At 39.4% G+C, this 22,227-nt stretch carries 15 protein-coding genes, 1 tRNA gene and 1 pseudogene; 2 read left to right on the top strand and 15 right to left on the bottom strand.

Annotated elements, in window-relative coordinates; all coding sequences use genetic code 11:
• Window positions 1-10: 10 nt before the first annotated feature.
• The 5 genes from BMX83_RS01690 to bglX form a co-directional block, all read right to left on the bottom strand.
• The gene (locus tag BMX83_RS01690; RefSeq protein ID WP_091632418.1) at window positions 11-922 is read right to left on the bottom strand and encodes a carbohydrate ABC transporter permease; all 912 of its coding nucleotides are present in this window, start codon (window positions 920-922) and stop codon (window positions 11-13) included.
• Window positions 909-3,905, bottom strand: coding sequence for an extracellular solute-binding protein (locus tag BMX83_RS01685; RefSeq protein ID WP_177170453.1), 2,997 nt, complete (start codon window positions 3,903-3,905; stop codon window positions 909-911). Before BMX83_RS01685 ends, BMX83_RS01690 begins: the two co-directional genes overlap by 14 nt.
• A 31-nt stretch (window positions 3,906-3,936) precedes the next feature.
• Window positions 3,937-5,346, bottom strand: a complete 1,410-nt coding sequence (locus BMX83_RS01680) for an ABC transporter substrate-binding protein (RefSeq protein WP_091632412.1) — start codon at window positions 5,344-5,346, stop codon at window positions 3,937-3,939.
• Between the two features lie 93 nt (window positions 5,347-5,439).
• Window positions 5,440-8,784 (bottom strand): GH36-type glycosyl hydrolase domain-containing protein, encoded by a 3,345-nt coding sequence (locus BMX83_RS01675; protein WP_091632409.1) that lies wholly within the window; start codon window positions 8,782-8,784, stop codon window positions 5,440-5,442.
• 11 nt (window positions 8,785-8,795) lie between these two features.
• Entirely contained in the window at window positions 8,796-10,955 is a 2,160-nt protein-coding gene (gene bglX, locus BMX83_RS01670; RefSeq protein WP_091632407.1) for a beta-glucosidase BglX, read from the bottom strand.
• A gap of 478 nt (window positions 10,956-11,433) precedes the next feature.
• On the opposite strand from bglX, the pseudogene BMX83_RS01665 reads away from it, so the two are divergent.
• A pseudogene (locus tag BMX83_RS01665) lies at window positions 11,434-12,159 on the top strand (aldo/keto reductase); the annotation flags it as partial.
• A gap of 60 nt (window positions 12,160-12,219) precedes the next feature.
• On the opposite strand, the gene BMX83_RS01660 reads toward BMX83_RS01665, so the two are convergent.
• The 3 genes from BMX83_RS01660 to BMX83_RS01650 form a co-directional block, all read right to left on the bottom strand.
• The gene (locus BMX83_RS01660) at window positions 12,220-13,005 is read right to left on the bottom strand and encodes an alpha/beta hydrolase (RefSeq protein WP_091632401.1); all 786 of its coding nucleotides are present in this window, start codon (window positions 13,003-13,005) and stop codon (window positions 12,220-12,222) included.
• 12 nt (window positions 13,006-13,017) lie between these two features.
• Window positions 13,018-13,428 carry an OsmC family protein gene (locus tag BMX83_RS01655; RefSeq protein ID WP_091632398.1) on the bottom strand — a complete coding sequence of 137 codons (411 nt, stop codon included), beginning with the start codon at window positions 13,426-13,428 and terminating at the stop codon, window positions 13,018-13,020.
• Between the two features lie 661 nt (window positions 13,429-14,089).
• Window positions 14,090-14,163 (bottom strand) — tRNA-Arg (locus BMX83_RS01650).
• A gap of 214 nt (window positions 14,164-14,377) precedes the next feature.
• On the opposite strand from BMX83_RS01650, the gene BMX83_RS01645 reads away from it, so the two are divergent.
• Window positions 14,378-15,004 (top strand): YczE/YyaS/YitT family protein, encoded by a 627-nt coding sequence (locus tag BMX83_RS01645; protein WP_091632396.1) that lies wholly within the window; start codon window positions 14,378-14,380, stop codon window positions 15,002-15,004.
• A 49-nt stretch (window positions 15,005-15,053) separates the two neighbouring features.
• Here BMX83_RS01645 and BMX83_RS01640 read toward each other — a convergent pair whose 3' ends face one another.
• The 7 genes from BMX83_RS01640 to BMX83_RS01610 form a co-directional block, all read right to left on the bottom strand.
• Window positions 15,054-16,811 carry an ABC transporter ATP-binding protein gene (locus BMX83_RS01640; protein WP_091632393.1) on the bottom strand — a complete coding sequence of 586 codons (1,758 nt, stop codon included), beginning with the start codon at window positions 16,809-16,811 and terminating at the stop codon, window positions 15,054-15,056.
• Window positions 16,808-18,625 carry an ABC transporter ATP-binding protein gene (locus tag BMX83_RS01635; protein ID WP_091632390.1) on the bottom strand — a complete coding sequence of 606 codons (1,818 nt, stop codon included), beginning with the start codon at window positions 18,623-18,625 and terminating at the stop codon, window positions 16,808-16,810. The genes BMX83_RS01640 and BMX83_RS01635 overlap by 4 nt, the downstream gene beginning before the upstream one ends.
• 432 nt (window positions 18,626-19,057) lie before the next feature.
• Window positions 19,058-19,378 carry a PTS lactose/cellobiose transporter subunit IIA gene (locus tag BMX83_RS01630; RefSeq protein ID WP_091632388.1) on the bottom strand — a complete coding sequence of 107 codons (321 nt, stop codon included), beginning with the start codon at window positions 19,376-19,378 and terminating at the stop codon, window positions 19,058-19,060.
• A 23-nt stretch (window positions 19,379-19,401) separates the two neighbouring features.
• A complete protein-coding gene (locus BMX83_RS01625) occupies window positions 19,402-19,728 on the bottom strand; it encodes a PTS sugar transporter subunit IIB (RefSeq protein ID WP_091632385.1) in 327 nt (108 codons plus the stop codon).
• An 83-nt stretch (window positions 19,729-19,811) separates the two neighbouring features.
• Window positions 19,812-20,795 (bottom strand): Gfo/Idh/MocA family protein, encoded by a 984-nt coding sequence (locus tag BMX83_RS01620; RefSeq protein ID WP_091632382.1) that lies wholly within the window; start codon window positions 20,793-20,795, stop codon window positions 19,812-19,814.
• Window positions 20,796-20,874: 79 nt separating this feature from the next.
• On the bottom strand, window positions 20,875-21,717 hold the full coding sequence (locus tag BMX83_RS01615; RefSeq protein ID WP_091632379.1) for a metallophosphoesterase: 843 nt from the start codon (window positions 21,715-21,717) through the stop codon (window positions 20,875-20,877).
• Window positions 21,718-21,944: 227 nt separating this feature from the next.
• Window positions 21,945-22,220, bottom strand: coding sequence for a hypothetical protein (locus BMX83_RS01610; RefSeq protein ID WP_091632376.1), 276 nt, complete (start codon window positions 22,218-22,220; stop codon window positions 21,945-21,947).
• Window positions 22,221-22,227 lie beyond the last annotated feature (7 nt).

Genomic DNA, 22,227 nt, shown 5'->3' with positions numbered 1-22,227 from the left:
TCCTCCTATTTTAATCGTTATCACCAAATAATTTCGTGGCTACTTTAGAAAATGAATAGATCAATAATAATAATAATACGGATATAGCTGCTGCATATCCCATTTCATAACGCAAGAATCCATAATCATCAATGTGATTGACCATTAATTGTCCCGCATTTTGCGGAGTCGGATTGGAACCCGACAAGGCGACACCGATCATACCCCCCTGGAACGCACCAACCACCGCCATAACGGCTCCAAATAACATTTGTGGTCTCATCGATGGGATCGTTATATAAATAATCTCCTGAAAGCGATTGGATAAGCCATCAATATAGGCTGCTTCATAGACTTCCTTATTGATATTCAATATTCCTGAAAGCATCGCTAAGAAGCCCACTCCCATACTACTCCACAGAGAAACAATGATCATGATGTTCATTAAATGTTCAGGCGATTGCAGAAATTGAATCGGTTCAGATATGAAACTGAATCGGATCAGCAAACTATTCAAATATCCATTGGCGTCACCACTGAAAATTATCGTCCAGAGTACTGACATGGCTATCCCCGCAGTCATAGAAGGTGAGTACATGATCAAGGCTAAAACCGTACGTGGTTTATGAGAAATTTGCGCCAGCATCCATGCAACCATAAAGGATAAAATATAACCGCCAGGCCCAACGATCAATGAGAACTTCAATGTGTTGGGTAAAACTTTCTGCATGAACACTTCATCCTGCGTCAATAAATTCACATAATTTTCAAGTCCCGCAAAAGTTGGAAACTGTATGGAGTCAAAATTTGTAAATGATAAAAATATAGCCATGATCACAGGTACGATAATAAATACAAGGAACATCAAAAAATAGGGTATGAGGAACGCAAAGGTTCCCCAACCACTGGTATATTTAATTTTATTCTGCTTACTCTTCATCATTTTGATTCATCCATTCTTTAACTGTTTCCAACTGGGGAACACGGTAAGGTTCAACGATTTCTCCATCTTCAATATAATTAAACTCTTCCATTTTTCTACGGATTTCCCGGTTTGCAGTGATCACACTGTAATCAAGGGAAGCACGGACATTCTGTCCATAAAACACGGTATCTGTCCATGCGTTGCTGATCTCTCGTTCCACCATATAAGATCCAGGTATTTTTGGTACTTCTTTTAAATATTCCCATTGTTCCAAAATCACTGATTTATGCTCTTCCTGCCAAGGCAATTCCTCGAAGGCATCTAAATTAGCTGTATGCCACATATATTCGGGTCCGAAAAGTGTCTGTAAATTTGTAGCAAATTCGACTTGGGTATCTTCAGACATCCACCATTTCATGAAGTCCCAGCCTTCTTCTTTTTTCTCACTTTTTTCGAAGATCATTCCACCCTGTGCAGATCCGGGCGCAGATCGATCGACGGTTCCATCTTCTTTCAATACACCAGGATGCGGCGCTATGGTCCAGGAGTTTCTAATTTCCGGTGCTGCAGAGAGCAATTGTACGTATGTCTGGAAGTTAGCGATCCCAATAGGCAACTCTCCGTACCTGAAGGAATTATAAAAGTTCGGTACCTGTAAAGGCAGACTGTATAAAGTATATAAGTCTGTCATAAATTGCATCCCATCTACTGCTCCCTGAGAATCGATTGCTGTCTGCATGCCGTTTTCAGAGTAGATCTCACCACCATTTTGATAAATAAAGGGCGCTGTAAACATAAATGGTTTTATCCCTGCTGTGCCAGATAATGGAACGTAAAAATTCATTCCGAATCTTTGCAGTTCAGGTAATATATTGGCAACATCATCCCAAGTATCAGGAATAGGAATATCAAGTTGCTCCATAATATCCTCGCGGTAGAACAAGACGTAGAAGTCCTGAGTCTCAGGCATTGCATAAACTTCATCATCGATCATCATAGGTAAGAATGCCCCTGGAGAAAATTTGGAGCTGAATTGTTCAAAATCGTCAAATTCTCTAAGATTATGTGCTGCTCCTCTGATCGCCAGTTCCCATGGCTGACCTACACTGACTCCCAGGGCGACATCGGGCTGCTGATCAGATGAATTAGCCAAAATCAGTTTCTGTTCATTCGGCATGACAGATAAACGTACTTCTTTACCGGTTTGTGCAGTATAGTTTGCATCAACCATATTCTGCATCAATTCAACATACTGCTGATTTCGTCCTACCCAAACTTCTAGCACATCACTGTCGGTGTCTTCAACATCGAATGTTTTCGCTGTAAAAGAAGCTACAAATTCTTTCACTTTATTGCTCATTCGGTTCAAGAATTTTTTCTTAGGTGCAGGTAGATCTGAATTTTCAGAATGGACATAGAATCTGTCCAGGGATAGTGGTGATTCCTGTAAGCGACTGATCAAGTCACCTACCATTTGTGTGGCTGAGCTGCTTCCTTCAGACAATTCTGTCAATCGATTAGGCAATTCATCCGGCTCCGCTCTTAAAGATTCCAAGCGCTGGATCAGCAATTCAAGTGAAACCTCATCCGTCGTTTTATCCTCTTTATTGCCATAAAGAGTGTTCAAGTTTTTTGCATATGAATTAAGTGAATCTATCCATACAGTAAAACGCTCTTTTATATCAGGGATATATTCACTGATATCCCAATCTCTGTTCATATCCGGCTGATTCCCTGTTAAACGTGAAATCGACAATCCTAATGTATTGATACTCTGCAGCATTTCATTTAATTCATTTACTAAAGGGGTGAGAGGTGTAATACTCGCAGTTAATGTGATCGTGTTTTTCCCTTCTTCAAGATATACAGAGTAAGGTTCGTTATCTTCATTAACTAAGGTCTGATTCATCCAATCATTGCTAGGCTCTATACGATAATTCTCGAACGCTTTAAAAGGAATGTCGCCATTTATTTCTATTGTTCTGAACACTGGCACATCTTGTTTGACGTCCTGTAAGGTTTTAAGCGTGATATTATAAAGTCCTTCTTTCAAAACAGTAATATCGTAAGTCACACTTTGCCCACCTTTTGTCCAGGAGTCACCGCCGAATGTGTTGAGTTTCTGGCTTGAGACCTCATAAGGGACAGCGTTGACATCTTTGCGGGCAATCGGTCGTATATAGGAACTGTTTTTTCTATCTGGATGTTCAGCTTCTTGAACGAGTAATTCATCTTTCGTTTGTTCATCTGAAAAATTCTTGCTGTATCGCTCATATGTGATGATATCTTCAGGCGAGAATACTTTTATATCTCCAATAAGCATTTCTCCTGAAGCATGTGTCAATGTGATTTCGTTTGTTCCTTCTTCTAAGTAAAATAACAACCCTTTTGCAAATTCATTGTTCGGATCTTTGAAAGTCATCGTGAACCAATCTTCTATTGCCACCTGATTCGGGACCAGTTCATTACCGTGACGATTCTCTTCGAAGTCATTGCTTTCGTTTTCCCAGTAAGTCGGGGCAATGATACGTCTACTTTCAAAATACTGGAATTCATCATTTACCTTTATGGATAATTCCGGATCTACAAGTCCTTCGTTCAAACGGTAGTAGTCCATGCCTACGTGATAAAGTCCTGACTCTTCGATGTCTACTTCAAATGATAACTCGTCGTCATCACCCAGATGCCAGACATTTTTTTCATATCCTCTTGTGTCTTCTGTTATAAGATTTTCTTTTTTATCACCTTTGAAGGACGAGGGAGAGATGACAGCTTGAAAGCCGCTGTCACCTTCACTTACGTCATCCCATTCGTTCAGCACTTTATGATAAGGCTTTTCAACAATGTCCTGATAGTCTTGATCCAAGAGAGTACTCGTTTCGGTTGACTCTTCACTGTTATTAGTTATTTTTTCTTCTGCATATGATTGTGTAAAGTTAATTGTAAAAACAGCTGATAATGATAACATACCTATCAACCTTTTGAGTCGTCTTGATTTCAAGATCATCTTCCTTTCATTCAAATCAATTTAATTATTCTTCAGAAATTCCCATTTCTTCCACCGCTTCATCATGTGCTTGTTGCGCTAATTCCTGCAATTGCGAAGCATAGTCCTGATAATTGACATTGCCGGCAACACTTTGATCAATGATATAACCTATCGTTGCATTTTCTTCATCACCGATCGATATGCCTGTTGTCGCTTCATATCTTGATTTGGCAAAGCCAGGTACTACTTTAAATCCTTCGATCATTGATTCATCAAGGTCTTCATACGCTGCTTTGATTCCTGGGATATCAACTTTTTCCCAATACGCATCCAGGATTTCCTGATCAGTGGAAATCGGTAGTGTATTGAAGCCGAAGTCGTTTTCTTCGACTAATTCAATACGCTTCATGAAACCTTCTTTACCAAATGTCATAAATTTAGCGAATTCATAAGCTTCTTCTGCATGTTCTGTATTTTGAGCAATACCGACAAAGTCATTTACGATGACACTGTTACCACCAGGAAGACCGATAAAGTCCCAGTCGATATCTGTATCTGTTGCGAATGATGAGTTCATCCATGTGCCATTGTAGAAATAAGTGATTTGACCATTTCTGAAGGCAGCCCCTGTATCGTCGCCACTCATGCGTTCTTTATCTTCATCTGACATGTTGACATAAGTGTAGCCATTCGCTCCTAAATCCTGAGCAGTTGAGACTCCTTCTGACATTTCACTTGAATCAAGGGAATACATTCCATTCTCATCATTATAAGTAAACCATCCAAAGTCTTCATTTACTGTACCTGGATACCAGTCAACGATTTGAGAAGCATTTTCTAACCCTACTGTATCTTCACTGATATTAGTAGATGAGCGGACCCCTTCTAAAAAGTCGTCCATCGACATGCCGTATTCCGCTACAGGCAGGTTCTTGTCATTCAAGATATCATTATTGACATAGTAGCCCATCAAGTGAGTTGCAAAGGGTATTGAAACAGTTTTACCATCGATTTCTGATGCTGTTCTTACTGATTCAGGGATCGATTGGAACTGCTCATCTTCGGCAGCCATGTCGGAAATATCCATCAGCCATTCATTTGAATAACTTGTTGGTATATTATTCATCATAAATACGTCAGGTAATTCACCTGCACTGGCTGCAGTTGATAAGGATCCGTCCCAATCATCCGTAGTTATCGAATCATCGATAACTACTTCTATATCGTCTTGAGACTCATTAAATGCATCCACCATCATACGTTCAACTGTTTGATCACTTTCGGTCCCTAAATTCCAGTTTGCGTAATTCAAGGTGACCGTTTCACCTGAACCATTGTCACCTTCTCCGCCACCGTTATCAGCATTATCTCCGCCGTTGCCACATGCAGCCAGCACCAATCCACTCATCATCAAACCCGATAGTCCCATCATCAATTTGTTCTTTTTGACCATTGTTTTCACTCCTTTTATTTTGTTGAAACGTTTCGATAGTTTGAGTATAAAGTAAATCTAAAACGTTTTCAATGACATAGCTTTACATTTAGATTAATATTTAATGAGAATATTATTTTCATTCTCATCCAGCATATCCTGGAATTTTTGTTTTTCAATAATTATTCCCTCAGCACGATACTTGTTCTCGCTTTGCTCTGCTGCTACTTTTTTATTGTTGATTGTAATTGTAGAATCTTTCTTATCTGTCTCGGCATTATATGTGAAAGTGACGGGCTTACCATATAATGTCATTGAAACTTTTAATCCATCCAATTCTTCAGGTAGTACGGGATCGATGATGAGCTGTTTTTCTGTTTCTCTTATCCCAAGGACATTTCCTATCATTTGGTTTAAATAAATGCCAGGTCCGCTTGAGTAGACGCGCCAGCCACCTTTGACCTCAACTTCTCCTCTACGCAGTTTGTCATAATTATTCTGTGCTTCATAGCGATCATCAAAGGCTGCATCTGAGCTGCTGAAGTAAGCATTACTTTGTCTTCTCTGCGCATTTTCAACATGATCTCTGATATTTACCGGATTGATCTTAAGTAGATTTTTCCATGTTTCATCGCCTTTTCCTAATTTAGCCATTGCTTCAATATAACGGATATGCGCGTGGATATATAATAAACCTATTTCACGTCCAAAGTTTGCTGCCTGTTCTGCACGCTTGAAATTCGTACTCACTCCACCTTTATAGGTTGCGGGTCTATTCATCAAGCGGATACCGTCGTTGAATGTCAGTTCATTTTTTATGATATCCAGATGCGTTTCTACTTGCTCTTCATCAAACAGTTCGCTGATCATACTTCTGATCATCGGTAATAACCGGTAAGTTATACCTGTCTTAGTATCTTTGGGATGAATCATGAAATCGATCTGCTCTTTTTCCATATATAAGAAGCCAGGGATCACTTTGTCAGACATAATATATTTATCATAATCTCTTTTTATTTTTTCAGCGAGGTCCTTCAATTCTTTATTGAATTCACTATCAGATTTTTGAATGCCTTCTGCTAAATTATTTAAAGCCTGATAAGTTAAAGCAACGGTCCAGCTGCTTACCATATGTTTTTTCAACTTTTGATTATTAGGCTGTAAAGTATCATCCCAATCGCCGTCACCATATGAAGACAAGGCTGTACCATCAAGGAAATTAGCTTTGATATACGAAAGTTCTTTATTCAAGTGATCCAATAAGGTATCTTCTTCATCCGTTGATCGATGTGTTTCTAAAGAAAGATAAGGCGCTTTTTCGTTTAATATACTGTAGTCACCGGTAGCCGTTAAATAGTCTCCTAAAAGTTTCATCGGCCATACGATAATGTCTCCATGACTTTCATCAGAGTGAATGTGTTCATAGTTATCGAACATGAACCATTGCGGCCAATTACCATCTTCTATGAACTGATGACTATATAACTTGATGATTATCTTTCTGACGACATCATATCGTCTCATGGCAAGGAAATACTCTGCTGGTCCTTGTGCGACATCTCTTGTCCCCCATGCTGCTCCCCCATATTGCTCCAGTCCATGCGGAGATAGATAGTGAACAAACATATCGTGCGTATACCACCATAATACAATGTTCATTTTTTCAACTTCCGATTTCACTTTCTCGCTGGGATGATCAAGCGACAGTTGGTTTGTCAATGAAGCATAGTAATTCTGGAATGCTTCTTTTTCATGTTTAAAATCGAATGCTTCTTCTGTATATTCTTCCCCGGTGATCGTTCCTTGAATAATCAGCGAGAATGTATTTGTTTCTGGAATATCTACCACAAATAATGAAGAAGTTGCTTCGTCATTTTTATTTGTCAAGCTGGATCCATCTGAACAAGTCACTTTGGGACCTTCAATGGACATATAGTAAGTCAATTCCGGATAGGTGGATCGGCTGACGCTGTTTTCGCCAGGTTTAAAAGTTATCATGTTTCCATCCTGTTTATAACAGTATGGCACAGTGTATTCTTGTTCATGCAAGGCAATTTGATTAGTTACCTTATAAGCATATGATTTCCCGCTTGCTGTTTCTATAGTTAATTTCAGTGAGTCCGATCGACTGTGTGTGATGTTCGTTACAACAAAAGTGTCTTCAGTTGTTTTGTATATCCACTTAGCATAATTGAAGCCCATCTCAAATACTGATGGCATGGTAAGCAAGTGATATTGATCATCTATTTTCACATAGATGCGTTGCCCCTGTGTTTTCAATACATTCAAGTGATTTCTTGTATTGGTCAAGAATTTATTCATTGATGAATTTCCTAAAACAATTTGTGAATTGAAAACCCCTGCCATCCAGGATGTGGTGGCCATGATCGGTTCGTCAACGGTCAATTCATTTTTACTGTAAATGATGTGTCCATGCTGACGTTCCAAGCCGACTTCTTTTTCTTTTAAAGCCACATGACTATAATCTTCTGTAAAGAATGACAGCATTTCATCGTCAGCTTTTTCTTCCTGAATACGATTTGGATAATATTCATTTAATTCTTCTATGGTCATACTTTCAACAGACAGTGGTTCTCCCAGTGAATCATTCAATGAAACCTTAGGCAACTGTTTAGTGTCTGTTTCTTTAGTCAATGATTCAAAACTCTTCTTTATTTCTTCTTTATATTCATGTTCCTTTATTCCTTCTGGATGATTATCTCTATACAATCCATAAAAGACAAATCTGTGGGAACCATTTAAAGCGATCTTATCAGATTGTAAAGCGGTGTAATCAAATTCATATTGATACACTTTATTTGCCAGTGTTTCTTTCTTCAATTGTTCGATTTCGTTCGTTTCTTTGTATTCTTTTCCATAAAACTGAAAACCGTCTGTGGAATATCCAACAACGTCTGTCAGTCCCCCCTGCTGCATGTATTGAAATTTATCAGCGGATTGATTTTGTCTTGAACAGACCACATACCCATTTTCTTCATTAAACACAGAATGTCCTACATATTGAGCCACATAACCTTCATTTGACTGGAGGGCTCCCTGATAATGGAGGCCAAGATCCCAGCCATAAACGATATCTATGACTTTATCGTCACCTTCGACATCAACTGTCCAAAACCAGGCATTACTTTCACCTATTTGAAAAGTTACTGTGTAATCAATACCTTTAAATGTTCCCTGCCATTTCATCCTTTGATCTCCTACTGCAAACGTGCTCGGAGATTGGATACCGAGTAAAGGTGTATAAGAAATACTCCCTTTTTCATGAAGACGCAAGTAAAGATTGTTCATTGAACCATCTATCGTATTTCCTAATACTTGATTCAACATGACACCATTCGCATGGGCTTTTTTAATATCACCCGTTTTCAGAAAAATAAATTCTATATCATTATTTTTCAGACTATGTGTATACTTCGTTTCTGTATTTACTTCAATCATTGATATGCTCCTTACCCTTTTTTATAAATAAACTTTTCTGCCTTTTTGACCAGGCTGTTTCCTCCAATAAAGACTTCAAATTCACCAGGATCTGTTTTTACTTTTTGATCAGGATGCACATAACTCAGCATATCTTTTGATAAAGTAAAGGTCACTGTTTCCGTTTGCCCAGGCTTTAATTCTATTTTTTTGAAGTTTTTCAATTCTTTTTTAGGCCGTACTACTTCTCCAACCAGATCTCGAACATATAGTTGTACGACTTCCTTACCTTTATATAGTCCATTATTTGTAATAGTAATGGATGCCTCGATCGTATCGTTATCTGTCATTGTTTCTTTAGACAGCTTCATTTTGCCGTAATCGAAAGTGGTGTAACTCATTCCATAACCGAATGCATACTTGGGATAATTGGAGCTATCCAGATATTTAGAAACGTATTTTTGATCAGGTGCACTTTCAACTGGTCGTCCTGTACTAAAGTGATTATAATATACAGGTATCTGTCCCACATTTTGAGGGAATGACATCGGCAGTTTTCCTGAAGGATTCGTATTTCCCAAAAGAATATTAGCTACTGCTTCTCCACCTTCCGTACCAGGGTACCAAGCTTCCAGTATGGCATCTGAGTATTTATCTACTTCAGTCAAATCTAAAGGTCTACCATTAAACAAGACAGTTACGACCGGTTTATTCAAAGCTTTCAGCTGCTTCAATAATTTCATTTGTGCTTCTGGCAGTCTGATATCTGTTACACTTGCTGCTTCGCCACTCATTTCAGCGCTTTCACCTAAGGCCAGCACGATGACATCCGCTTTTTTTGCTGTTGCTTTCGCTTCATCAAGCATGTTTTCATCTGTGTGATCTAGAGTACTTCCCTCTGCATAAAGGACGGACTCGGGTGAAATCATTTCTTTCATACTATCTATGATATTGCTTGCTGTATCCGGTTCTCCTCTCCAGGACCATGCACCTAACATGTTTTCATCTCTAGTGAAAGGACCGATCAATGCAATTTTCTGATCTTTTTCTTTTAAAGGTAGAACATCATTATTTTTTAATAAGACCATTGATTCTTCCGCTACCTGCTGCGCTTTTTTGCGGTGTGACTGGCAGAAAACCAATTCTTTTTCTTTTTCAACATCTGCTTCTCGATGTGGATTTTCAAATAATCCTAATTTGTTTTTTAATTTAAGTATTCTTAATACTGCTTCATCCAGCAAGTCTTCAGAAACTTTTCCTTCGTTGATCAGTTCCTCTAAGTGTTTGATATAAGTAAAGGTCATCATTTCGATATCTAATGTTGCATTCATTGCTTTCATAGCCGCTTCTTTTTCATCTGCAGCTACTCCGTGCGGGATGAGTTCTTTGACAGCTCCCCAATCGGAGATAACAACTCCGTCAAAACCCCATTCTTTTCTCAATACATCATCAAGCAGCCATTTATTTCCTGTTGATGGTATGCCATCGATCGTATTGAATGCCGTCATTACAAGTTCTGTTCCTGCGTCTACAGCAGCTTTATAGGAGGAAAGATAGTCTTCTCTCAATTGGCGTTCGGACATATTGACTGTATTGTAATCCCTTCCGCCTTCTGGAGCGCCATAAGCTGCAAAATGCTTCACACATGAGGCGATCGTGTAGGGGTCTGAGTAATTTTTTCCCTGATACCCATTTACAAAAGCTTCCGCAAATCGTTCATTTAAATATTTATCTTCTCCAGTCGTTTCCAGTACGCGTCCCCATCTGGGATCTCTTACCAAATCGACCATAGGTGAAAACGTTACATGAACACCTGATACTGCGGATTCTATCGCGGACACGCGTGCTGTGGTTTGTCCTAAGTAGGTATTCCAAGTTGCTCCGATCCCTAAAGGAATAGGAAAAATAGTTTTAAAGCCATGAATAATATCTCCCATGAAAATCAAAGGTATTTTCAAACGGCTTTTTTTCAAGTAATTATCCTGCAGATTCCTATTGGCTTCTGCTCCTGCTGCTCCTAACACTGAGCCTGCAACTGGTATCAACTTATCAGGAATACCCATTTCTGCTAGTGGTCCAGTTACCACAAAGTTTTCTGATGTATAAGGTTCACCAGATATTTGAGATAACTGTCCCACTTTTTCTTCAACAGTCATTTTATTAAGTAACTCCACAAGTTTGGAATTTTTCACTCTATCTCTCCTCCAGATATTAATGAATTTTGTCGTCGAAACGTTTCGACAAACAAAGTATATAGAATTATCATTATTATTGCAAGGGCTTTCTTTAAATTGATTAAAATAATTTAGAATTTGGAATTTGGAATTTTTCATATTAACAGAAAAAAAGTGTTTACTTTGATTCTTCAAAATGTTTCCTTCTATTCACAACGAGTGAATCGCATACCGACTGATGAGTCATTTTACCCAAATTTCAGTTCTATAATATTGGAGTTAATTATTAGGTCTTTCCTTTATTAAATAGCGCTTGCAGGAATATTGACTTTATAAATGATTTCTCTTGATGGACTGTTAGTTTTGATATATGCTACCGTTTTCAATAAAATAGGATCAACTATACAAGGAGGGTTTAGCTAATGATCAAGTCTTATAGAGATTCTGTAACGCTTAACGACGATAATACTATTCCTATGAGGGATTCGGTACGGCGGAGCTGAAAGGTGAAGAGGTTGAGCGTGCTGTGACCGATGCATTGAATTCCGGTTATCGCTTTATTGATACGTCGCCGAATTATGATAATGAAGAGCATGTGGGGAAAGGCATCCATCATGCGCTGAATGATGGCACGATCAAGTGGGAAGATCTGTTTGTGTTGACCAAGATCGAAAGGGAAGACATGAGTGTAGACGGTGTCGAGAAATCTTTGGACGAAAACCTCGAACGACTGCAGCTCGATTATATCGATCTTCTGATCATCCATGCGCCAGCCACTGAAGATTCTGTCAATATCGATACGTGGAAAGGACTGGATGCTGTTCGTAATTCCAAAAAAGTCAAATCGATCGGTGTCTCCAACTTTTCAACCGATGAACTGAGATCTCTGATGGATAAGGCAACCGTCCGCCCCGTCATCAATCAGGTCAGATTTTCTCCCGGAAATGTCGACTGGGAAACGAAAGATTGCTGCGACAGCCAGTCCATTCTGACCATGGCCTATTCGCCGCTTAAAAAAGGAAAGCTTGACAGTGATGTGATCCAGAAACTTGCTGAAAAATATGAGAAAGCACCTCAGCAGATCGCCCTGCGCTGGACTATCGAAGTGGGAACCATTTCTATCCCCCGTTCCGGCAACCCCGACCATATCAAAGAAAATATCGATATCTTTGATTTTTCACTAACAGATGAAGAAGTACAGGATATCAAAAATTTAAGTTAAACATAAAGCCGGCTTCCTGAATATGGAAACCGGCTTTGCTATTGCTTTGTTCTTATTTTATTATTCGTTGTAAATCCATTCGACCGCCTGTTTGATCGTCATTTCCCAGAACTTCCAGTCGTGTTCTCCTGATGCTTCACTGTACTGGTGGCTGATGTTTTCTTTTTTCAACCAGTCATGCAGGGCTTTGTTTTCTTCATAAAGGAAGTCTTCAGTGCCTATGGCTAGAAACAAGTCAGGTTTGGTTTCAGCTTTCTTTATCACTTCATAGACATCCAGCGACTCATCCATATCATAGAAGTCATTGCTGTTTAGGATATAACTCAGTTTTTTATTGATAGGATTGTCTTGTTCAAGATTATGCGATTGGTCATGTCTATGCAGCACACTGCTGGATAAGGCGATGACTTTACCGAAAGTTTCATTGTAAACATGGCCGTTTCTTAGCGCACCGTAACCGCCCATAGACAGACCTCCAATAAAGGTATCTTCGCGTTTAGTAGAGAGCGGGAACAGTTTTCGCGTGACATTGACCAGTTCTTCACCGATAAACCGCCCGAAGTTCGAGCCGTCCGGATGATCAACGTAAAAACTATTTTCCCCTGACGGCATGATAACAACGAGGTTGTACTGGTCAGCCAGTTTGACCAAGGTCGTATTGATGATCCAGTCTTCGTGGTTCCCATTCCATCCGTTTAGTAGATACAACGTTCGATAGCCTACAGACTTAACGTCCGTCTTGGTATCATAGTCGTATAAAGATTTCGTGGCCGTCGGTATAATCGCTGAAAACGTCACATTGCGCTGCAGCTGTTCTGATTGAAATGTTGTTGTCAGTGTCGCCATTAAATCAACTCCTTATTTCTTTGGATCCGCCACTTCCTCACCATTTAATATAACCTTGTAATTAAAGTCTGCTTTCAGTGAGTTCGCAACAGAACAGTATTTTTGGTCGCTTAAATTTACTGCACGCCATACACGACTCGCTGGGATATCTCCATCGATACTTATCGTAATAGCGACTGACTTGAAATAATTCGGTACTTCCTCATTGCGGTCGCCATCGGTATCGATTTTCAAATCTTTAATTTTATCTGCATAAGGTTTGAGTATCATAACGATATCAATTCCCATACATCCTGCGAGTCCTCCAAGAACAGATTCCATCGGTGAAACGCCGTCACCATCTGGATCAAGATGCATTGTTTTTCCTCTATCATTTGTCATCGTATAGGCTCTTTCACCGTTCCATTGTGTTGATACTTTCATTTACAAGACCTCCAATAGTATGTTTGCTTACTTAAGTATAGCATAATTTCAAGAAGCAAGATAATCTTTAAAACCATCCTATATCAGAATTCTTTTAGTGAGTTGTGGGATCTTATTCTATATCTTTTTAGGTTACAATGTGGGAATAATGATACCTTCGGACAGTCCAGTACTTGTAGGGCTTCCCTATATGTCAAAGCTCTCAATCTTCGACACTTCCAGTACTCACACCACCTTCTAATATGTCGAAGTTTCCTATCTTCGACCCTTCCAGTACTCACACCACCTTCTAACATGTCGAAGTTTCCTATCTTCGACCCTTCCAGTACTCACACCACCTTCTAACGTGTCGAAGTTTCCTATCTTCGACCCTTCCAGTACTCACACCACCTTCTATCATGTCGAAGTTCTCAATCTTCGACGCTCCCAGTACTCACACCACCTTCTAACATGTCGAAGTTCTCAATCTTCGACGCTCCCAGCACGCACCCTACCTTCTAACATGTCGAAGTTCCACCCCTTCGAAAACCAAACTACCTAAATCACCACCATCAACACTACCACTCTCCCAGCTCTCCCCATACCAAATCATTAAACAATCTCAATATACGCAAAAAGAAACCGCGTCTCTTATTAAAGAGGCGCGATTTCTTTCATATAATAGAGCTAGTCGGAATCAAACCGACAACCTTTTCCTTAGGAGGGAAATGCTCTATTCAATTGAGCTATAGCTCTATAATCCTACTTAATTAGTGTACTACAAATCAGTTATTTTGACTAATAAAATTCCACTATTCCAACTATTTTTTTCTCTCCGTCACTCTAAAACATATCTAAAAAAACGCAAAACCAGCTCACCCAAATATTAAAGTTTTCCTTGCTATGTTGACTTTAAGAGCGTTTACTTATATGATGAACATTGACACTATTTAACAAGAAAGAGGTACATATGAAAAAAATCAAAATTATTTATTCTACACTTGGCACTCTTTTTATTGCGCTCGCGGTCACAGCATTCCGCTTGGCTAGTTTAGGAACAGATCCATATTCCACCTTTAACTTAGGCTTCAGCATGTTACTGAACATGGAATTCGGCGTCTTCTTAACTATCTCCAGTCTTTTAATGCTTATTTATATATTCTTTGCGAACAGAGCACTTATTGGCATAGGTACAATCATCAACATCTTTTTAGTCGGTAACCTATCAGATGTTTTTGTTAACTTTATAAAAGATGGCTTTGGAACATTTGAAGGCCTGGCTTTCCGATTAATCCTGTCCGCCTTGGGAGTCGTTTCGATGTCCATGGGAGCCGCTTTATATATCGAAGCCAAAGAAGGGGTCGCGCCTTACGATGCCATGCCGATTATCTTATCCGATAAAGCCGGCATATCTTACCGCCTATCCCGTGTCATTGTTGACGTTTCCCTTGTAATTATCGGCTTCTCCCTTGGCGCCGGTTTAGGAATCAACACAGTCATCACGGCATTCTTCCTAGGCCCATTCATCCAATTCTTCCGTAATATTTTTGAAAAAGATTTAAACACAAAAGCTTTGCGTTACGCAACAAAGAAATAACCACTAAATAAGCCCGTATTCTCACTATAGAGGATACGGGCTATCTTTGTTAAGTTGAGAGGTCTTGTCCTTTTTTCTGCATCTCATACATTTCCTTGTAAACACCTTTTTCATTTAACAACTCATTATGCTTCCCACGCTCAATGATTTCTCCTTGTTCTAACACCAAAATCTGATCCGCATGTTGGATCGTAGACAAACGATGGGCGATAATAAAGGTGGTCCGCCCCTTTTTCAGTACGTTCATCGCATGTTGGATGATTTCTTCCGTTTCCGTATCAATGGACGAGGTTGCTTCATCCAAGATAAGAATTTTGGGATTGAAGGCTAGCGCTCTGGCAAAGGAAATTAACTGACGCTGGCCTGAGCTTAGTGTGCTGCCCTTTTCAACAACCGGTTCGTCTAAGCCTTTATCAAATTTTTCAATAAGCTCCAAGCCACCCACATCAATCAATGCCTGCCGTGCTGTTTCTTTAGATATCAAGGGATTGTCCATGGTTATGTTTGTGTAAATGGTCCCTGTAAATAAGAAAGGATCTTGCAGAACGATTCCCATCCCTTGACGCACTGATTGCCTTGAAAATTGGTTTGTTTCCTGTCCGTCGATTTTTATCTTACCAGACTGCGGGTCATAAAATCGGAATAAAAGGTTCATGATGGAACTTTTACCTGACCCAGTGTGGCCGACGAGCGCAACCGTTTGTCCTGGCTCGGCTGTAAAGTCAATATTTTTTAAAACGTGCTTATCTTTAGTATAACCAAAGTTTACATGCTCAAAAGAAACCCGTCCTTTAGAAACGGTTAATGCTTCTTCTGGATTATCTTCCGTTTCCATATCCATCAGCTCAAAAACCCGGTCCCCGGCCGCAATAGCTTGTTGGACAAAAGCAATTTGCTGGATGGTTCCTTTAATTGGTTCATACAAGCGACTGACATATTCCCCAAACAAGTAGAGCATCCCAACAGATATTCCAAGGACACCATTGATATATTGTGTACTGAAGTAAACCATGAGAAGCAGCAAGGAGAAACGTTGCAGAAAGTCCGCAAAGGTCCATTGGAAGGCAGAATCCAAAATAACGTATTTCCGCATCACTTTGTACCATTTATCATTGATTTCTTCAAACTCGTCCTTCATTTTTTCTTCTTGACCAAACGCTTGAATAATCTGCATACCCTGAATGGATTCGTTGAATTTACTGTTGATGTCTGAATTGTATTCGCGCTCTTTTTTATTGTATTTACTGGCGTATTTTGTATAGTATTTATTCCAAAGATACATGATTGGGATCAAGACTAAAAGCGCCAAGGCCAAACCTTGATGGAAAAAAGCGATGGCAAGATAGGCTCCTATGATATAAAAGACATTGATTAATATTTGACCGATAGTTGCAACATAAAACTGTTGCCGCAAACTCTCCGTATCATTTGTGATACGGGCAACGATTTTCCCAGCCGGCAGATTATCAAAGTAACTGATAGGTAATTTTTGAACATGGGTATATAATTCATCACGAAGAATCTTTATGATACCATTGGCTGCTCTCATGCGATATATGGATGAGACGTAACGCATCACAACAGTTGTAATAAGCAACCCAAAGTAAATAGCCATTAATTCTATCAGTGCATTCGTAATGGGTGTCCCTTCTCTAGCTGCTGGCGTGATCACATTATCAATCACACGCTGGGCAATGATAGGGGCGCCTAAATCAGCGAGGGTTGAAATAATGACCAAACCAATCCCGATGGCAAAGTATTTTTTGTAGTATTTCATATAAGAAAGCAATCTTTTTATTGTACTCATCGATCTTCACCTTCTTTTAAAGCTTTGTTGTTTTTCAAAGCTCCCTCTTTTGTGCTTACTTTTTCCCCGTTTGCTTCTTCGGAAAAGTCTTTGATTTCCTGCTTTTTAAATTGGTCATAATACCAACCCTGTCTTTCAATCAGTTCATCATGGCTTCCTCTTTCAATGATCGCACCCTTGTCCATGACAATGATTTCATCCACTGCTTTGACTCCAGAAAGCCTGTGAGTGGAAATAATGGTTGTTTTATCTTTTCTTTCTTCTTGGATATTGCGTATAATCGTTTGCTCTGTCTTGGCATCCACTGCTGATAGGGAATCATCTAAAATCAGTATTTCTGGATTTTTGATAAGCGCTCGCGCAATGGAAATCCGCTGTTTTTGTCCGCCTGAAATAGCGACACCTTTTTCACCAACCATTGTATCCAGGCCGTGCTCCATATTATTTAAATCCTCTTCAAATGATGACAATCTAATACTTCTTAAAATATCCTGATCTGAGGCATCATTTTTACCGAACGCAATATTCTCTCTTACGCTTCGGCTGAATAAGGTGTGGTCTTGTGGCACATAACCAATCAGTTCTCTGAGCGAGGCATCTTGATAGTCGCTATAGGCATAGCCCCCCATGGTAAACGTGCCTTGACCTGTAGGAAATTGATTTAATAGTTGGCGTATCAAAGTTGTCTTCCCCGAGCCCGTCTTTCCGACAATGCCTAAGGTTTTCCCTTTAGGTAAAGCTAAATCGATATGATTTAAACTCACTGTTTCACTTGCTGTGTAGCTGAAATTAAAGTTGTCGAATTGAAAGTCGCCAACAGCATGTGCCGGCATGTTCCCGGTGAAACTTAGTCCATCGGTTGCCGCAATGATATCTTCCACCCGGCGCATGGACGCGCTCCCTTGCCTCAAAATCAGAATCAATTCGGAAACGGAAATAATTGGCCAAATCATCATTCCTAAATACATTTGAAAGGCAATGATATCTCCCACGGATAAGACACCTTGTGAAACTAAAATCGCTCCGTAAGATAAGGCAATCATTGTGCTAAGTCCCGCAAAGAGCTTTACCGTTGGTGCAAAGATAGCGGATAATTCACTCACCCGATTATTCTTTTTCAATAATTGAGTCGTTTGTGACTGAAATTTTTCAATGAAGTCATCTTCTTTAACATACGCACAGATCACACGCATGCCATCAATCATTTCCAGTACATCGTCATTAACAGATGAGAAGGCTTTCTGTGAGATTTCATAGGCCTCATCCACTTGTGCACCCTTGACTTTAATGACATAAGCCATTGGGAGCAAGGGAAGGACTGTCGCAAAGGTTAAAAACCAATTCACCGTCACCCCCATCATAACGATTAGTGTCGCAGTAAAGCCGGTGGCGCTCATCAAAACAAGCATACCGTAACCAGCTGTGTCGGCTAAAGCGCGAATGTCCTGTGTTCCACGTGCCAGCAAGTCCCCAGTTCTAAATTTTTCAAAATAGGGTGCCCGCATGCGTAAAAAGTGACGCATCAAGGTGCTTCGCATTTGGCGTTGGAGTTTATAAGCGCCTGAGAACAAGCCATAGCCCCAAATTAAATCAAGGCCATACGTAATAAATATGAGGCTCGCAAATTGCACCGCATAGACAAGCAACAAATCTGCATCCATTGTCCCAGTAACGATGGCATCAATGAATCGCCCGATGATAAAGGGAATAAATACTGCAAATATATTTGATATGGCTAAGGTGAGAAATGATAGCATGTATTGCCATTTGTGTTCTTTGAAAAAGAATTTCAATTTAATTAAAACATCAAACATGGAGTCAACCTTCCTTTAGTGTTCAGTATTAACAACAGAACTAATCATTTTCATCTATGGCCTATAAAAAAAGACAGTCCATCCCCTGATAGAGAATAGACTGAATTACCCTTTTAGGCTCCTACTTAATTAGTGCATCTTAAATAGATTCTAGTGTATTGTCTTGGAGAGCTTTACCTTAGTGGTCTGGTATTCAAAATAAGCTTTAATACGGTTGTTTTCCTTAATTAAATACTTTTTCATTTTGCACTCTCCCTTTCTAAAAAAACGTTTTAGTCTTGTTGCTTATAACTATATACTAAACTTTTTTTAAACACAATAAGGTCTTGCTATCTTTTTCTATTATTTAAATTTTTATACAAAAAAGGCTGAACGTTTAATTGGGGGCAATGACTTTGGGGTCATCCTTTCCCAATTAAGCGTTCAGACTCTTTAATTTATACGTTGATATAATTTTAGCATTTCATCTGCCAGATCATGGTATGTCATCGCGTTCATCACATGATCGCCGGCGTGGATGAGGAGTAGATTAATGTTTACATCCTCTCCTGCCGCTTCTTTAGCAAGTAACTCTGTCTGAATGTCGTGTGCTATCTTTATAGATTGAGCGGCACCATCCAGTTTTTCTTGTGCACGTTTAACGTCGTTTTTTCTAGCAGCAGCAATAGCTTCCAGTGCACTGCTTCGCGCATCGCCACCGTGCATAATAAGTGTCATCACAACTTCCATGATTTCTTCGTCATGTTTAGCCATGCTCATCCTCCTCAAAGGAATCCTTATTTTCTGCTTAATAAATCAAGTGCCTTATCCAGAATACGTTCCCCGTTTATGGTACTGAAATCTTCTTTAGTGATTGTCTCAACAAGACAGCCGTCAGTCTTTTTAGGCCATGCCTCGACTTTGTTTTTCAAGTGCCTGGCTTGGGGACTTAATAGCACGATATCTACTGCTTTGTCTTGAAGCTTTTTCTCTACTTCCAACTCTGAAACAGCGAAAATATAAGCATCGCTTTGCTTTTCTTTGGCGACTTGTTGCATGTCACCAACAAGTAAGCTACTACTCATTCCACCAGTACAGACAAGCATAATGATTTTTCTCGGCACAAGCGTCACTTCCTCTAATGGGAATGCTTTTAGGATATCCTTTTGATTCTTTATTGAATCAATTTTTTAGATAATACAACTATTTAGCTTTGTTGTCTGATTTCTTCAAGCACTTCATGGACGTTGTATGACAAGGTGAGCCACTCATCCAATTTTGCTTTGTTTTCGTCTTTTTCCGGATGAGTCATCACTTTTGCAAAGGCTTTAGCTTCCCAGATTAGTGGATTATCGGCTGATTTATCCATGGATATCTCCTGGCTTTCACGTGTTCGCGCGTCTACAAGTTCAGCTTTTTCAACACCCGTAATGGCATCCAAGACTAAGGTTTTATCTAAACTGTAAACTTCTGAAGCGGCCAAGGCTGTGATCATTTTCCCGTATTGCAAGGTGACATCAAAGTCTGGGTAACGTAAAATAACGGTTCCTTTTCCGTCGACGCCTGTTTGGATTTTTTGAGAAAAGGCGTGAACAGAATCCGGTTTTCCAAACCAGCTAAGTGCTGCATACACTGTATATATTCCTAAATCGTTAGCGGCTCCGCCTCCAAATTTTGGTGAGAAAATCGGTGGTTCTTCGCCAGCAAGGACATTGTCAAAACGTGAGGAATATTTTGCATAGGTTAATGTTGCACCATATATCCCTTCAAAGTCTTGGATCATTTTAGTTAATTTTACAAAGTTTGGTTCAAAGATATGACGGGCTGCTTCAACTACCACAACGCCTTTGGATTTAGCTAACTCTGTCAATTCCGCCCATTGTTCTAAAGAGGTAATCATTGGTTTTTCCACAATCGCGTGTTTACCGTGCATGAGGGCTTCTTTAGCCTGGCTGAAATGTAAGCTGTTTGGAGAGGCAACATAAATCACATCGATAGCCTCGTCATTTAAAAAGGCTTCAAAATCATCGTAAGCTGATTCAGCCCCATACTGATCCTTGAATGTATTGGCTGTGTTCATGTGTCTTGAGTAAACAGCTCGGTAAGTGTAAAGGCCGCTTTCCTTAGCTGCTTCAACGAATTGTTCTGTAATCATGCTTGTGCCTATTGTGCCTAATCCTAACTTTGTCATAACTATCTCTCCTTTAATTCATTATATATGATAGTGAAATCATTTGAAAATTTAAGTGGTTTCGTGACTTCTTTTTCCTTTAATTCAGTGTAATTGTCACAATTTCTGGACGATTATTGATACGAATGGGGAAGGAGGAATTACCTAATCCACGTGACACAATCATTCGTTTAGCAGGATTCTCTTCATGATTAAAGAGGCCATAATCATATTTCGGGAAAAAGCCTTGTCCGGGTGAGAAAAAACCGCCAAAAAAGGGTACACGAAATTGTCCGCCATGGGTGTGGCCACTTAATACAAGTTCAGGCATTTTGGTTTTATCTAGCGTATAATGAACAAAATATTCCGGTCGATGCGCTAGCAAAATTTTGGGTTGCTTAACCATGTTTTCTGTTAACTCTATTGGACCTAGAATTGGCTGGGGTAGATGGGTCTGGTCTTGTCTTTCTGTTAATCCCATGAGTGTAATGCCCTTATTCGAGTGTTCAGGTAAGATAACTGCTTCATCTATAAGCAATTTCACCCCCGCTGTTTCCAGAATATATTTATAGTCACTGAAAGACGCACTGTTTATATCATGGTTTCCTGTCACTGCATACGTTGGTGCAATTTTAGCGCACCCTTCTGCAAAATGCCTTAAGGGGGTATCGATAAAATCATCAAGTCCAGCATGCACAAGGTCTCCTGTGATGACTATATAGTCTGGTTTTTGGTCTGCTGTTTTATCTAAGATGGTTTCAACATAACTTTTATTTGAGCGGGGTTTGAAATGTAAATCAGTAAGATGTACGATTTTTTTCCCTTTCAAGTCATCACTTAACTTTGGAATCGTTAAATTGTAATGTGAAACATCTATCATATAATTCTGTATGTAAATATATCCGAGCACTGCCAAGCTGAGTGCTAAAAATATCCAAGCCATCGCTGTTCCTCCAAATAGTATTCTCTTTATTAAAAAGTTACTCTTATTGTAACATAGAATAGAGCCAGTCAGTATTCATATTCTATTTTTAAGTGATTGAGCGGTTAAAATTAAGCGAGCTAAATAGACTAGGTTTTTTTATTTGTTTTTTTGAAAAATAAATGCGTGTGTTTTGTTGAAATGAAACAGTTAGACACTGAGGTTGAAGCAAGAAGCGATAGAAGAGGCTATGTTTTTATATTTTTACACTTTTTGAAATGGTATAAATGTTTAAATGAAATAGAACGTATGACTTTTGTTTCGTTGGCATCTTCTTTAATGAGTGACACTTTGGAGACTTGCATCTTGAATAAATCATCCCAATTCAAGTTATACCGGCGCAAGACTAAATCCAGCGGGCAATCCAGCTCACCGTCAGCATTTTTAATTAATTCGTGCTCCCTGATTAATAACTCTTTTGATTCATTTGGTGTGCTTATCTTGTAAATAAATCGTTTCTTCACGAATACC

This window comes from Alkalibacterium gilvum (genome assembly GCF_900109085.1).
GTDB classification, from domain to species: Bacteria; Bacillota; Bacilli; order Lactobacillales; family Carnobacteriaceae_A; genus Alkalibacterium; species Alkalibacterium gilvum.
This window is presented reverse-complemented; position numbering and strand designations above follow the sequence as displayed.